Consider the following 15235-nt stretch of genomic DNA (forward strand, 5'->3'; position numbering starts at 1 on the left):
AAATCAAATGGAACAGAAAGTATCTGCTACGGCAGGCATGCCTCAAATGGAACAGCTGATCGATATAAAGCAAATCTGGCTTACGTTGTTAAAGTATAAATGGCGTATCTTGTTTTTTTCATTGATGGTAACCGCCATTGCCAGCTTGGTCGCATTGTCTAAGCCTTCAATTTATACCGCCACGGCAACATTACTTATCGAGTCTAAACAGGCTAAAGCTGTATCTGTTGAGGAAGTATATGGTTTAGATACGCGGATTAATGAGTATTTTTTAACCCAGTTTGAAATATTAAAATCAGACAGTATTGCGTTAGCGGTGATCCGAAAGCTAGATTTGGTAAATAACCCAGAGTTTAATCCCGCATTAGTGCAAGAAGATAAGCTGTTAGATTTATCGGTTGATATATATAGTTTATTGCCATTCTTAAATGGCCTGAAAAAACCAGCGCCAGAGCTGTCTGCTGAAGATGAATTATACCGCTTAGAGCAGCGCGTGCTGGCTATATTTAAAAGTAAGTTGTCAATTTCACCAGTGCGTAAAACGCAGCTTGTAAATATTTCATTTAGCAGTGTAAGCCCTACATTAGCGGCGCAAGTGGCGAATGAAGTGGGTAATGTCTATATCGAAAGTAACTTAGACTCAACCATGCAAGTGGCGAATAAAGCTTCGGGTTGGTTAAACGATCGCTTGGCCACGCTAAAAGCAGAATTACAAGCTTCAGAAGCTAAGTTGCAAGACTTCCTAAAACAAGAAGGCTTAGTGGATATTGCGGGTGTAGGAGGTTTAGCTTCACAAGAGCTAAATGAACTGACTTCGCAGTTAAATAAGGCGCGAGATCGCCGTGTTGCTGCTGAATCGTTGTATAACTTGGCAAAAAGCAGTACGCAAAATGTGGCACAAATATCTGCAGTGCCAGAAATTACTAATCACCCTGTTATTCGTGATGTGAAGTTGGCTGTGTCTAATGCAGAACGTAAAATTTCCGATTTGACCAAGCGCTATGGCCCGAAGCATCCAAAGATGAAAGCAGCTCAAGCTGAGTTAGCAAGCGCCGAAAAAAATCTCGACCGTGAATTACGTCAGTTAGTCAAAGGTATCGGTTCGGAAGTGACAGCGGCCAGACAAGCAGAGAACACGATTCGCGGTGAAATTGATAGTCGTAAAGCCGAGTTCCAAGAGCTGACAGTAAAAACTGCACGCTACTCAGAGTTTCAACGCGAAGTTGACTCGAACAAGCAATTGTATGATCTATTCCTTAACCGTTATAAAGAAACATCGGCTTCTAGTGACTTTGGTTCAACTATTGCGCGCTTTACCGATGTTGCCCACCAACCGCTGCTACCTAGTGCCCCTAAACGCAAGCTTATTGTGTTAATGGCATTTGTTGCATCATTTGGATTTGGTTGTGTCGTGGCCTTTGTGCTTGAAGCGTTGAATGACACCTTTACCAGCGCTAAGCAGGTTGAACACATTTTAGGGGTGAGTTTGTTGGGTGTGCTACCTCTGGTGAAAGCGAAAAAAGATAAAGTGCCGACTTATATTTATTACGATGAAAAGCAGCGCGCCTTTTCTGAAGGAGTACGCACCATCCGCACGGGTTACATGCTGTCGAACATGAACCATGACAATAAGTCTGTGATAGTGACGTCCTCTGAGCCCAGTGAGGGTAAAACAACCTCGGCTATTAACTTAGCTTTTGGCTTGGCTCAATTGGAAAAAACCATTCTTATTGACTGTGATTTGCGCCGCCCAGCTATTGGTCGTCGCTTTGACTTACCGTCAGCGCAGCCCGGTTTAGCCAATTTGATTGCAGGGACTCATACCTTTGAAGAGTGTTTGGTTAAAGATGAAGTGTCAGGATTAGATATTCTGTCTGCTGGCCTAGTGCCACCGAACCCACAAGAATTGCTCGCATCGGAACGCTTTACAGTGTTACTGGATAAGTTAAAGCAACGATATGCTCGAATTGTGTTAGACACCGCTCCTTGTCAGGCGGTAAGTGATGCTTACTTATTGTCACAAAAGGTGGACTCTTGTATTTTAGTGACACGCGCAGAGCATACTCGTACCGGTGTCGTTAAGCAGACATTAGGCAAACTAGTACAGCAAGGGGTGAAAATTGATGGTGTTATTCTTAATCGTCTAAACCTCAAAAAAGCAGCCAAATACAGCGGTCACGGTAGCTATTACGAATATTATGGCTACGCCGAAAAGGCTACGCCAAGCCAAGTACCGATTAAACAAGAGTCGCAATCCGCTTAATAAATTTATGCTCTTAAAATGTTAAGGGCAAGTATTTGTAATTTAGAATTAATAATTTTAGGGATGATTAAATGAAGTCTACTATCACCAAGTGTCTGTTTCCTGCGGCTGGCTACGGCACACGCTTTTTACCCGCAACAAAGTCGATGCCAAAAGAAATGATGCCGATCGTGAATAAGCCTTTGATTGAATACGGTGTTGATGAGGCCATTGCAGCGGGTATTGAAGGCATGTGTATTGTGACTGGTCGTGGTAAGCACTCGTTAATGGATCACTTTGATATGAACTATGAGCTTGAGCATCAAATCAAAGGCACCAGCAAAGAAAACATGCTGGTAGATATTCGCAATATTATTGATACCGCTAAATTTACTTTTATTCGTCAAAGTGAAATGAAAGGTTTAGGTCATGCCATTTTAACGGGTAAAGAGTTAGTGGGGGATGAACCTTTTGCTGTCGTGCTGGCTGATGACTTATGCATTAACGAAGGGGACGGCGTATTAGCGCAAATGGTCGCGTTGTATAAACAGTTCCGTTGTAGCATTGTCGCTGTAGAAGAAGTACCTGCCGATGAAATTCATAAGTACGGTGTTATTTCTGGTGAAATGATTAAAGATGACCTATACCGCGTTGATGACATGGTAGAAAAGCCTGAGCCAGGGACTGCGCCAAGCAACCTAGCGATTATTGGTCGCTATATTTTGACGCCGGATATCTTTGATATTCTTGAAAATCAAGAGCCAGGCAAAGGCGGTGAAATTCAAATTACCGATGCGCTGCTTAAGCAAGCTAAATCAGGTTGTGTGTTGGCTTATAAATTTAAAGGTCGCCGTTTTGACTGTGGTAGCGTACCTGGTTTTATTGAGGCGACTAACTACTGCTACGAAAACTTCTATAAAGGTTAATCGTTAGCGGCTTTGGCTGCCAATATACTAATGCTAAGACACTTATTGATTATTATGCTAAAAAGCCTGATTGCATTGCTCGCAATTGGGCTTATTTTTTACGCCTCGCGTTTTCTAATGGCGAACTTGTATGCTAAACATGTTGAGTACGAACTGAGTAGTTGGCCCAATGTTTCTAACTTGTCGGTTGAGCATGTAAACAAGGTATTAGTCTCTGCTCAGCGTGCCAATCGTTTTCATCCGGACCATCCTTACTATTTAACCCTAGAGGGTAAGGTTTGGCAGTGGTTATTTTTATTAAGTAACTCGTCAGACGACTCGACACTTGATCAAGCATTAATCCTATTTAAGCAAGCGCTGGCGTTACGCCCGCACTGGGCAAATAATCATGCCGACGTGGTGAGAACTAAGCTGTGGCTAGAGCAAATCGATGAAGAATTTATGCTCGCTTTTGAGCGGGCTAATTTATATGGTCCAATGACAGCACAAGTACATCAAGTGTTAGCTGAAGCTGGCTTATTAAGTTGGGCTAAACTTGACAAAACGCTGCGTCAAGCCACATCTCGCCATATTGCCCTTGGCTTGTTAAACCGCCAAAGTCAAACTGAGGTAATTCGTTTTCTTAACAATCAGCAACGTTTGGCTTACGGCTGCGCACTGGCCCGAAATAGGGTCAAAGCCGATGCAACTATCGGGGAGCATCAACTACCTCGAGTGTGTCGACGCAAGTAATGAACTTCAGATGGCCTTCTTTAGCGCTTGTTTTTACTGTCTGTTGCTTGCCCGTTGGGCTTTCAGTGATGAAGTCGGTAGGTATTGGTGTAGAGTACATTCGCTGGCTTGAGCTCGCGGTTGGTGGTGATAAGGTGGTGCACTTTTTCTTTGGTTTTATCATTATGTTAACCGTGCAATGGGGGGGATTCGTTTGTCAGTCAACCCGACAGCGATATGCTAATTGGCCCTCAATTCTGACTGCGCTGGTAGTCTTATTGCTCTATTTACTCGATGAGTCGTTACAGGCTGTTTTACCCTTGCGGCAATTTGACCTCGATGATTTTGCGCTGAGTGCTGCGGGTGGTATCTTGGCTTGGTTGCTGTTTTATGTAGGACGAAAGATCTATCTAGAGGAAAGGATTGAGCATGATTGATTTACATTGCCATATTTTGCCCGGCATTGATGATGGCGCTGCTAACGTGGCGACTAGCCTAGCGATGCTGGCGATGGCCAAGCAAGATGGCATCACTCACAGTGTAATGACCCCACATATTGAGCCGGGTCGCTTCGATAACGATATTGCCAGTATAAAAGCTGCTGCCGACAAGTTAACTCAGGAATCGAACCATTTTTCTTTTTCGTTAGCGGCTGAAGTACGCCTCGACCCACAGATTATGATTTGGGCCAAACAGGGGCAATTGCCCTTTATAGGCCAATATCAAGGCAAATCTGTGTTGTTATTAGAGTTTCCTCACGCTCATATTCCACCTGGCAGTGACAATTTAACCGCTTGGTTACTCAGCAATAATATTCTTCCAATGATCGCACACCCTGAACGCAATCGTGCTATCTGGGATCAGCCCAGTAAGTTGCAGCCTTTCATCAATCAAGGTTGTTTAATGCAAATTACCGCTGGCTCGTTACTCGGGGTATTTGGCGAGCGCAGCTTAGCGCGAGCCAAAGCACTACTACTGGAAGGTACGGCGAGTGTTATTGCCAGCGATGCACATAATTTGTCTAACCGACCTCCTGTGTTATCAGGGGCTTATCAACAAGCGAAAGCTTGGCTAGGGGAAGTCGCGGCGACTAAATTAGTGCTAGATACCCCTGCCGAGATGATAGGCTTATAGCTGTTTACGGGCTTGATTTTTTTCTGCACCACGTAGGATGGCATGAATAAGCTCATCGGCATCAAATTTGGTTAACGCCTCGTCTGCACCTATCTGGTGAGCGCGATCAACGCTTATTTCACTCGACAGAGAGGTATGTAAGATGATGTAAGAATCCGCTATCTTGGGTTCACTTCGCACTTCAAATGCTAACTCATAGCCATCTAGGCCTGGCATTTCAATGTCACTAACGAGAATGTCGATAGGTTCACCTTTATCTGCGCGCGCTTTCATTTGTTCAAATGCATCATGGCCGTTTTCATTAACGAAATAATGCACCCCCATTTCATCGAGTGCGCTAGCCAGTTGTCTTCTCGCAACGGACGAATCATCGACCACTAAAATATTCTGCGCTTTTAATAAGGCTTGCTCTTTAGGCGAAAGGCTGGGTAAGTCTTCATTATCTTTATGAGGATAAATCTGATCCAGTAATAGTTCAACATCCATTAGTTGCACTAGCTTATCTGCCACTTTGGTAACGCCAGTCACATAGGTGTGTTTGCCCAGAGACTTGTTAGGCGGTGCAATTTTTTTCCAATCGCACTCAATGATTTTATCAATACTGCGAACGAGGAAACCAACCAGCTGGCGACTGCAATCAGTAATAATGATAACGCAGTTTTGTCGCTCCTCTTTGGCAATCGCTGGATAGCCTATGGCTTTGGCCATATCAATCACGGCGATGGTTTTTCCTCTGAAATTGGCTGCGCCTAATACACTGGAGTGGGAGTTAGGTATGCTCGTTAACTTGGTATAAGGTACGATTTCTTGTACTTTCAAGGTACCAATAGCAAAGCTTTGCAGTTGAGTTAAATGAAATAGCAATAACCCTTGTGATTGATTAGCGCCGCTTTTTGTTTTCATTTTTTATCTCACCTTAGTTTAATCTCACTCAGTATCCTACGGCTATTTAGGTAGATAGCTATTAACTATAGATTAGCAGTGAAAGTGGCTCACAGAAATAGAGGGTGTTGGCTTTGTGACCAAGCAAAGCAAAATAGTACTCTATTTATACCATGCTTGTTAGGCAACATTGGCTCAGGTCTGAAAGTCTAAGCTCAACAACAAAAAAAGCAACATTAGTGGGTCGGGCAAGGGGTTTTATTTATTTTTGCTTAACAGTTGGCCGAAGAATTGGTATAAATCCGCCTTCGTTAATAGTTTGACTATTATTTTTTGTTTTTTACCAGTACAAGGCAGTGTCATTTCGATGTTTTTATCCGAATTTTTTACCGAGAACAATAAACAAGTTTTGATCACACCTGAACAGGCTAGTCATTTTGCTAAAGGTGTTGCTGGTGATTTTAATCCACTACACGACCCGACTAACAAGCGATTCTGTGTGCCTGGCGATTTGCTGTTTTCAATGGTATTGGCGAAATACGGATTAAGTCAGCGCATGGCGTTTAGCTTTGCTGGCATGGTTGGCAAGGATGTGTGGTTAAACTTCCCTGATACCACTGAAAATCAGTTTAACGTGACCGATGATAAAGATAAGGTTTACCTTGGCGTTGAGCGTGAAGGGGCGATTAATAGTGATGCTGCAGTGATTGAAGCGATGGCGCGAAACTATGTTGAATTTTCTGGTCATAACTTCCCTCATATATTGGTACCTTTAATGGCCGAACACAATGTCATGCTTAACCCCGAACGGCCATTGGTTATTTATGAGAGCATGGAATTTAACCTATCACATGTTAATTTTTCGCAACCGCCGCAATTAGAGCTGGCTGAGAGTAAGTTAGAAGTTAATGGTAAGCGTGGAGTTGCCTATCTTATTTTCGATGTGAAATCCGGTGACGAAGTTGTCGGTACAGGGTCAAAGAAAATGGTATTAAGTGGTCTGCGTGAGTTTGATAAAGCGGCCATTGACGCATTTTGTGTTGAATATTTAGCCAGTCGTGAAAGTTACGAAATCTAATTACTTGGCTCAACTGACTTGTGCAGTTGAGCAACCTCCTTTCTCCTTGTCGGTTTATCACATCGAAATCGGCTAAATTCCTTTGCTATGATATTGCGCTTCTTACTGATTATTGCCATCCCTTGGTTGTGAACTTTGGCAGCTGGGATAAAAAATGCGAGAATAGTTTTTATTTCTCGAAGGATTGGCTAAGTAAATGAAAAAAGATACCAAGATAATCTCTGCTGGCAGAGCCAAAAAATGGACTAAAGGGGTGGTCAATCCACCACTCGTGCGCGCTTCTACGGTTGTATTTGATTCCGTTGCTGAAATGAAACACGCTACACGCAATCGAGCAAATCAAGTGATGTTTTATGGCCGTCGTGGCACAGATACTTCTTTTGCTTTTCAAGAAGCGATGGTTGAAATGGAAGGTGGTGTCGGTTGCGCTTTATATCCATCGGGCACTGCCGCTATCAGCAATGCTATTTTGTCTTTTGTTAAATCGGGCGATCATATTTTAATGGTCGACACTGCGTATGAGCCAACCCGTGATTTTTGTGGCAAGATGCTGGCTAACTTGGGTGTAAGTACTACCTACTACGATCCTATGATTGGCGAAGGTATTCGTGACTTAATTCAACCTAATACGCGTGTATTGTTTTTGGAATCACCGGGCTCACTGACCATGGAGGTGCAAGATGTGCCAACGCTGGCGCGTATCGCCCATGAGAGCGATATCACCGTGATGCTCGATAATACTTGGGCTTCACCTCTCAACTTTGACCCCTTTGCTCATGGTGTTGATATTAGTATCCAAGCCGCCACCAAATATATCGTCGGTCATTCCGATGTGATGATGGGCACGGCGACAGCCAATGCGGCGCACTGGCCACAGCTGCGTGAGAATAGCTATATTATGGGCCAGTGTACCTCTCCAGACGATATCTATTTGGCGATGCGGGGCCTGCGCACAATCGGCGTTCGTATGCGTCAACATCAAGAAAATGCGCTGAAAGTGGCAAATTGGTTAGCGCAACGCGAGGAAGTGGATCATATTCGCCATCCAGCGTTTGCTACTTGTCCCGGCCATGAATTTTTTAAGCGTGATTTTTCCGGCAGTAATGGCCTGTTTTCTTTTGTGCTAAATCGCGGTAATGACGAAGCGTTGACTGCACTGTTAGATGGCATGCATCACTTTAAAATGGGTTATTCATGGGGGGGATTTGAAAGTTTAATTCTTGCCGTTAATAACGTGCAAGGCTTACGTAGTGTTACCCAGTGGCGAGCTGCGGGGCCATTAATGCGGGTACATGTTGGCTTGGAAGATCCTGACGACTTGATTGCGGATTTAGAGCAAGGATTCGCCCGTTTTAACCAAGTTTTAGCGAAAGGTTAGCCGAACTGATCAACTGTCTGCCTTGTTGTTATTTGCAGCAAGGTGGTTCAAAGCCGCTTTAAAAACCGCCAAAGCATCCAAATACTGAAACTGGTTGCGCCGACAAAGCCTATTTGCAGACATAGAAAAAACAAATTTAAGCTTTGCATATCGTCTCCTTTAGGTGTGTTGGAGACGCTATTATCGTTAGTGGTAGCCAAACGTACCATTGGGGATTTCCTAGATATATCTATTTAAGCGGTTTTTGTTTTTCGATATAACTCTAATTAAATAAAAAAGCCAGTTAAGGTAAACTCAACTGGCTTTTTTGTATGACTAAATAGGGTGATATTTAGGCGTTACGACGGGTTGCAACAGCATCCGCTAATTGGCGCAATACGGTTTCTGTGTCATCCCAACCAATACAAGCATCAGTAATGCTTTGGCCATAGGTTGCCGCTTTGCCGTCAACCAGATCTTGGCGACCTTCGACAAGATGGCTCTCAATCATCACGCCAAATATTGCTTTATTACCTGCTGCGATCTGACCTGCAACGTCGGTAGACACTTCAAGCTGCTTTTTATACTGCTTACTTGAGTTGGCATGGCTGAAGTCGATCATGGCTTTTTCTGGTAACCCTGCTTTCGCCAAGTCATTGCAGATAGCTTCAACATGCTGGGCGCTGTAGTTAGGCTCTTTACCACCGCGTAAAATGATATGGCAATCAGGGTTACCTGTCGTGGAGACAATCGCTGAGTGGCCAAACTTAGTAACAGATAAAAAGTGATGCGGTGCACTGGCTGAGCCAATGGCGTCAATCGCGACTTTAATGGTGCCATCGGTACCGTTTTTGAAACCGACTGGGCAAGATAAGCCAGAAGACAGTTCACGATGGACTTGAGACTCAGTTGTGCGTGCGCCAATGGCACCCCAAGACATTAAATCACCGACATACTGTGGTGAAATCATGTCTAAAAATTCGCTTGCTGTTGGCATGCCAAGTTCGTTTAAATCAAGTAGTAATTTACGGCCAATACGTAAACCATCATTGATTTGGAAGCTGTCGTTCATGTACGGGTCATTAATTAGCCCTTTCCAGCCAACGGTGGTACGTGGTTTTTCAAAATAAACACGCATCACAATTTCTAGGTTATCTTTTAATTCTTCGCGTAATGTTAGTAGTTTTTTACCATATTCAACCGCTGCTTGGGTATCGTGAATTGAGCAAGGACCAATGACAACAACTAAGCGATCGTCTTGATCGTTGAGAATATTTTGAATCGCAGCTCGTCCTTGATATACAGTCGCAGACACTTTTTCTGTTGCTGGATATTTCTCTAATACGGCAATTGGTGGTAAAAGTTCTTTGGTTTCGCGAATGCGAAGGTCATCCGTTTGGTACTGCATAATATTCACTCGTTAGTTTTGGCCGAGTACATCGGCAACTCTTATCCCTTTGGCTAGATAATGTACCAGCCTTCACCTATCTGGCGCAAATTTAGCTGATAGATTTAAAGACTGTTTATGCTTATTTTTAGCTTAAATAGTCAGTTCTGATCGTTCGAGCAAATTACTTAGGATTTGGCTTGCTTGTTTTCGCGCTAACGCTAAGTCTTGTTGCTCTAATGTGGCATCAAATTCGCCTAATTCAGGAAACAATTTGTACATCATCGGATCGGGATACATGTTGACCACATCGATGGTAATACTTTTAGGTACTTCAAAAAAAACAAATTTCTCAGGATCGATAAAACTTTTCAGTTTTTCCGCTAAGCGTGATGCGGTTAAGGCTTCAATAAAGAACTCTTCGCTGTTGTCTGTATTATCCCACTCTCCAATAGCGAGTTGCGCGCGATAGGGCAGCTCTTCGGAAATATCATCTTTTTCGAGGTATAGCGCATGAAGTAAATGGGGGGTTTTACTTTCATCTATCCACAACCCCATTAGTTTAATGTCAGGGTTAGCGATAAACAACTGAGGAAGCTGCTCTAAGGTTTGCACTAATAGCTGGTTACTTTTTATCATTGCACACTCTAAACACGGTTAGTGGATTGGCATTTTGCGACAATCACATCAAAGAAAAATTGTTTTAGCACAATTTGAGCGAACTTAGCGTGACAAGCACTAGATGTTTTGACTATTCACGGGTAAATTGATTTGTATCAAGCAAATATAAAAGCGGAACCATTTGTTGGTAGCGAGTTAATCATAGAATGAAAGCTTGTTAGCAGGGTTCCATAAATAAATAACGAAACAGCTAAACTCTCAGAGTGCTAGGCTGTCGCAAGGAGTTAATGGTGAACTATACCACTCGAACTATGGCGAGCAACAAACGCATTGCTCTTGTTGCTCATGATCATAAAAAAGCGGATTTATTAGCATGGGCAACTAAAAAAGCTGAGCAACTTAAGTTACATCACTTATTTGCTACAGGCACCACAGGGACTTTGTTGAGTAAAGAAGTAGGCCTGCCCGTTAAATGTTTATTGTCGGGGCCAATGGGCGGCGACCAGCAATTAGGTGCGCTGATTGCTGAAGGAGAAATTGATGTGATGATCTTTTTCTGGGACCCCCTCAACGCTGTCCCACATGACCCGGATGTAAAAGCATTATTGCGCTTAGCCGCCGTGTGGAACATCCCTTGTGCAACCAATAAATCCAGCGCTAACTTTTTAATGAATTCAGAGTTTATGAATAATCCGTGTGAGATTGAAATTCCGGATTATGCTGGCTATTTAGCTGAGCGAACTCAGTAATCGCGCTTTATCCAAGCCAGCTTTGCTGGCTTAGTCTCCCGCCTTAGAAATTGATTAAGGAAGGTCTGATGACTTCTCAAACTACCGCTACGTCACCGCAACTCAGTCAGATAACCATATTCCCGATAAAATCGACTGCAGGTATTCATTTAAATCACTCTTTTGTTGAAGAAAAAGGTCTTATTTTTGACCGGCGCTTTGTGTTAGTAGACAACAAAGGGAAGTTTATCACCGCACGCACTCATCCACGGTTAGCCTTAGTGCATAGTGCTATTAGTGAAGATGGTTTTCATGTACGCGCGCCAGGCATGCCTGCCCTTGAAATAAATAAAAATGAATTTGGTCATTTGTATGCCGAGGTAGAAATTTGGGGCACAACAGTACAAGGGCAGTGGTGTCATAAAAACTATGACACTTGGTTTAGTGACTATTTAGACCAGCCTTGCCGGTTATTATTTTTTGGCGAACAAAGTGAACGCTTTGTTTCTGGTCATCAAACCCAAGTCAGCTTTGCTGATGGCTATCCATTATTACTGATTTCAGAAGCGTCATTGGCCGATTTGAATGAACGCGCTGATGAAACTGTGCTGATGGATCAGTTTCGACCTAACTTAGTGGTCAAAGGTTGCAGTGCATTTGCGGAAGACAGTTGGAAGGTGATTCAAATAGGTGAAGTGAAATTTGCTTTAGTTAAGCCTTGTTCTCGCTGTGTTTTTACCACCTTAGACCCACTCACAGGAGAAAAAAGTCCTGTTAATGAGCCCTTGAATACGTTGCAAAAGTACCGTAAAGGGGAAGATGGACAGGTATATTTTGGCCAAAACTTGGTGGCGCTAAACAGTGGTAAAATTTCGGTGTTTGATACGGTTGAAGTGCTGGAATATCATCAGCCAATTGAATATGTTAATCATGCCCCTAAGGTGCGTGAAATCAGCAATGTTGATGATCGGCTTGACTGGCCAAAGCAACAGGCTAAGTCATTGCTGTGCGTTGCAGTAACGGAAGAAAGTCATGATGTAAAAACCTTTCGCTTTAGCTGCCCAACCCTCCCAAGGTTTAGTTATTTAGCGGGCCAGTACATCAATATTGAGGTGGTAATAAATAATAAACCTTATAAGCGTACTTATACCTTATCGTCAACACCAACTCGCCCTGATTTATTGAGCATCACCGTGAAAAAACTGTCCGATGGAATGGTGTCATCTTGGCTTCATGATCATTTAACTGTTGGTGATAGTATTAGTGCAATAGCGCCTGCTGGCAGTTTTCACCTACAAAAGGCTTTGCCTGAAGCGCCTCTACTATTGATTTCAGCTGGCGTGGGTATAACGCCTATATTGGCCATGCTCAGAGCAATCACCGATCAACATCAAGCGCGGGATATTGTGTTTATCCATGGCGCGAAAACGGTAAAAGACTTAATTGCTTACCAAGAGCTTAATTTCTTTAGCTCGTTGCTTCCTAAACTCTCTATTCATTACTTTTTGAGCCGTGAAACTCAACACGATTCCCATCAAGAAATAGCTGGGTCAAAAGCTGAGTTACATTACGGACACATAAACCAAGCTGCATTAGCCACTGTCTCCGATCTCTCTGAGCGTACGACCTTTGTTTGCGGCCCCAATATGTTTATGGAGCAAATAAAACAATCATTACTGCAGTTAGGTTTACCCGAAGCGCAGTATTTTGATGAAAGCTTCGGTCAGAAAGCCAGTTTTGGTGGCAGCAAAAAACAGGTCAATATTTTGTTTGATAGTTGGGATACGTATGTTGAAGGCGATAATCAACTGACATTATTAGAGCAGGCGGAACAAGCAGGATTGAGCTTGCCTTTTTCTTGTCGTGGCGGTATGTGTGGCGCCTGCAAAGTGCAATTACATTCCGGTGAAGTAAGGCGACTAAGTGATTCAGCTTTGACGCCTGATGAAATTGAAGCAGGTGTGGTGCTTGCTTGTAGTTGCGTACCGCAGTCTGATCTGGTGATAGGACAAACTTGATTGGGTATAAATGTCAAAAAGGCGTCGAAAGTGACGCCTTTTTGGCTATATAACAGAGGAAGAAGGGTTTAGCTGCGCATGCCGATAAAATTTTGACGGGCATATTCAGGACGCGCAGACTTTAATAGCTCTACTTCAGCTTCTGTCATCTTGCCTTGTGGTAGTCCCAGTAGTTTATGGGTTAATAAAGGTCGGGCAGCTAAGTTGATTGATAATTTCACAATGCGGCGTTCACCGTTTATTTCTTGGGTGGATAAGGCGGGCACTAATACCCCAGCTTCCAATAAATTCGCCACTGCTGGCTCATTTAGTGGCAGCGACAACATGTTTTTACGTTGGATAATGTATTCACGTAGTACGGCCTTTTCTTCAAAATCTAAGCGTTTGATCATGCTCATCATGCGCTTATTTTGTTCTTCCTGTTCGGTTCTGTGGGTTAATCTAAAGTGTATGAATAACAGTAGCTTAGCAATGAAGTATGAGGCGCTAACAATAATGGCTACGCTTAAGTAGGGACTGAGCTGGCTGCGCAGCGCCAGCATGTTCAATGTTTGCGCTAGTCCATCAGGCAGCAACACAATAAATATGCTTGCAAGTAATAACCAGGCCATTAGTAAGCTGATTTGTACATTCATTGAAAATTGCGTGATGATTTGTTTCATGTGACATCCCCTGTTTACCCAATAAGAATTAACACTAGCGTGAACTCTCTATTCTTTTACTGGATAATGTAAAGCAAAAATGATGCCAAGGATGATTAGGCGTGATGGTAAGAAAAAGCGGCAGCCACAACAAAGAATATTTGTTTAACTTGCCGCTTGTGCTTGAAGAGGTTTTGTTATGTTCCAGAAGCGATGTTACAACAATGAAATAAGGTGCAATTGGCCGCGCCAAAATTCGCCGGAAAAGTCTCTAATTGAAACTAATCCAGATTTGACATCATAACTAATCACTACGCCTTCACTGAAATCTAGGTTCCGTCTAGGATATGAAACCAATTTTCCAACCCACATAAGCTAAGTTCGCTAAGTCTAAATTAAGCTTGCCTATCTTAAGCGGGTTATATGACATTATCCTTACCCGAGCTGTTTATTTTGCCAGTTGGCTGATTAAGCGTGCCGCTACATTAGCCGTGCAACTGTCTTGATCAAAGTTGGGGTTGTATTCACATATATCGGCTAACTTCAATTTGTCTCCGGCATTTTTCTTGATGGTAATAAGCAGGTGCTCAAGTAGCTCTAAAGGCATGCCATAGGCCGCTGGGGCACTCACTCCTGGCGCAATGTAGGCGGGCAATACGGCTAAGTCGATGCTGATGTAAATGGCATCAACTTCGCTGATAAACGAGCGAACCCCGGCTTTAATTGTGTCTATGTTGTTCCAGTGTAAATCGGTATCGTATTTATATTGCACTTGGTGCTCGTTGGCGCGAGCAAACAGGGCTTGGCTATTACTTATTTTGCTAACACCTAAACAAAGGTAGCTTAATTGACGTTGTTGCTCGTTGGCCCGTTTCATAATTTGAAAGAACTGACTACCTGATGAGCCGCCGTCTTGATCGCTGCGAATATCAAAATGGGTATCAAAATTAATTACGCCAATTTTCTTTCCGGCATCAATATGTTGCTCTAGTCCTTGATAGCCACCGTAAGCTAGTTCTTGGCCGCCGCCCAAAATAATAGGAAAGTGACCTTGAGTGAGTATATTACCCACCATCACCCCCAAATCTTGCTGCGCTTTTGCCAGTTCAAACCACTCACAATCTAAGTTGCCAGCATCATAGACAGGTGTTTCTAAGTGCCAAGCTAGATTAGCAAGGGCGCGGCGGATGGCCTCCGGACCTTTTGCTGCGCCGTGTCGACCTTTACTTTTACGAACACCTAAATCACAAGGGAAACCAACTAAGCAGGTGCCAGGTGTATCGTCTGGGGCCAGTTTGGTTACCTTGTTGTGCCAGCGAAGCGCTAGCTCACTTTCTTCACGGTCTTGTTTGCCTAGCCAGAGAGGGGAAGATATGTTTGTCATTGTTATATGTCTCAATATGTTAGCAGGTTTCAGTGTGGCACATTTAGGCTCAACTAAAACCTAGAATACAGGCCAAAATGAACAAAAATAATACAACTGTGAACTGTCCCAAATGTTTTTCAACCC

General features: G+C 43.3%; 14 protein-coding genes. 9 read left to right on the top strand and 5 right to left on the bottom strand.

From position 1 onward, the window contains the following. The first annotated feature begins 7 nt into the window (after window positions 1-7). From K6Y31_RS09785 to K6Y31_RS09805, 5 genes are all read left to right on the top strand, one after another. Window positions 8-2263 carry a GumC family protein gene (locus tag K6Y31_RS09785; RefSeq protein WP_233052601.1) on the top strand — a complete coding sequence of 752 codons (2256 nt, stop codon included), beginning with the start codon at window positions 8-10 and terminating at the stop codon, window positions 2261-2263. Window positions 2264-2334: 71 nt separating this feature from the next. Next, window positions 2335-3168, top strand: a complete 834-nt coding sequence (gene galU, locus K6Y31_RS09790; protein WP_233052602.1) for a UTP--glucose-1-phosphate uridylyltransferase GalU — start codon at window positions 2335-2337, stop codon at window positions 3166-3168. Between the two features lie 54 nt (window positions 3169-3222). Continuing rightward, window positions 3223-3900 (top strand): hypothetical protein, encoded by a 678-nt coding sequence (locus K6Y31_RS09795; RefSeq protein WP_233052603.1) that lies wholly within the window; start codon window positions 3223-3225, stop codon window positions 3898-3900. Window positions 3901-3968: 68 nt separating this feature from the next. Further along, window positions 3969-4316, top strand: coding sequence for a VanZ family protein (locus K6Y31_RS09800; RefSeq protein ID WP_233052604.1), 348 nt, complete (start codon window positions 3969-3971; stop codon window positions 4314-4316). Continuing rightward, entirely contained in the window at window positions 4309-5013 is a 705-nt protein-coding gene (locus K6Y31_RS09805; RefSeq protein WP_233052605.1) for a tyrosine-protein phosphatase, read from the top strand. Before K6Y31_RS09800 ends, K6Y31_RS09805 begins: the two co-directional genes overlap by 8 nt. On the opposite strand, the gene K6Y31_RS09810 is transcribed toward K6Y31_RS09805, so the two are convergent. Further along, window positions 5008-5916 carry a chemotaxis protein gene (locus K6Y31_RS09810; RefSeq protein ID WP_233052606.1) on the bottom strand — a complete coding sequence of 303 codons (909 nt, stop codon included), beginning with the start codon at window positions 5914-5916 and terminating at the stop codon, window positions 5008-5010. The two genes, K6Y31_RS09805 and K6Y31_RS09810, sit on opposite strands and share 6 nt — an antisense overlap. 346 nt (window positions 5917-6262) lie before the next feature. Between K6Y31_RS09810 and K6Y31_RS09815 the strand changes: the two genes are divergently transcribed. After that, the gene (locus tag K6Y31_RS09815) at window positions 6263-6973 is read left to right on the top strand and encodes a DUF3581 domain-containing protein (protein ID WP_233052607.1); all 711 of its coding nucleotides are present in this window, start codon (window positions 6263-6265) and stop codon (window positions 6971-6973) included. A gap of 196 nt (window positions 6974-7169) precedes the next feature. After that, on the top strand, window positions 7170-8351 hold the full coding sequence (locus K6Y31_RS09820; protein ID WP_233052608.1) for a cystathionine beta-lyase: 1182 nt from the start codon (window positions 7170-7172) through the stop codon (window positions 8349-8351). A 331-nt stretch (window positions 8352-8682) separates the two neighbouring features. On the opposite strand, the gene aroG is transcribed toward K6Y31_RS09820, so the two are convergent. Together aroG and K6Y31_RS09830 are read right to left on the bottom strand one after the other, a co-directional pair. Then, entirely contained in the window at window positions 8683-9738 is a 1056-nt protein-coding gene (gene aroG / locus K6Y31_RS09825; protein WP_233052609.1) for a 3-deoxy-7-phosphoheptulonate synthase AroG, read from the bottom strand. Between the two features lie 132 nt (window positions 9739-9870). Continuing rightward, window positions 9871-10356, bottom strand: a complete 486-nt coding sequence (locus K6Y31_RS09830) for a hypothetical protein (RefSeq protein WP_233052610.1) — start codon at window positions 10354-10356, stop codon at window positions 9871-9873. A gap of 272 nt (window positions 10357-10628) precedes the next feature. On the opposite strand from K6Y31_RS09830, the gene K6Y31_RS09835 reads away from it, so the two are divergent. Together K6Y31_RS09835 and K6Y31_RS09840 are read left to right on the top strand one after the other, a co-directional pair. Continuing rightward, complete coding sequence (locus tag K6Y31_RS09835) at window positions 10629-11087, top strand: methylglyoxal synthase (protein WP_233052684.1); 459 nt, start codon at window positions 10629-10631, stop codon at window positions 11085-11087. Between the two features lie 68 nt (window positions 11088-11155). Further along, a complete protein-coding gene (locus tag K6Y31_RS09840) occupies window positions 11156-13084 on the top strand; it encodes a hybrid-cluster NAD(P)-dependent oxidoreductase (RefSeq protein ID WP_233052611.1) in 1929 nt (642 codons plus the stop codon). A gap of 68 nt (window positions 13085-13152) precedes the next feature. Here the strand turns inward: K6Y31_RS09840 and K6Y31_RS09845 are convergent, their stop codons facing one another. After that, window positions 13153-13746 carry a superinfection exclusion B family protein gene (locus K6Y31_RS09845; protein ID WP_233052612.1) on the bottom strand — a complete coding sequence of 198 codons (594 nt, stop codon included), beginning with the start codon at window positions 13744-13746 and terminating at the stop codon, window positions 13153-13155. Between the two features lie 427 nt (window positions 13747-14173). Next, on the bottom strand, window positions 14174-15109 hold the full coding sequence (hutG, locus tag K6Y31_RS09850) for a formimidoylglutamase (protein WP_233052613.1): 936 nt from the start codon (window positions 15107-15109) through the stop codon (window positions 14174-14176). Between the last annotated feature and the right edge of the window lie 126 nt (window positions 15110-15235).

The sequence above is a fragment of the Motilimonas cestriensis genome, assembly GCF_021295315.1.
Lineage (GTDB): Bacteria > Pseudomonadota > Gammaproteobacteria > Enterobacterales > CBDFNC01 > Motilimonas > Motilimonas cestriensis.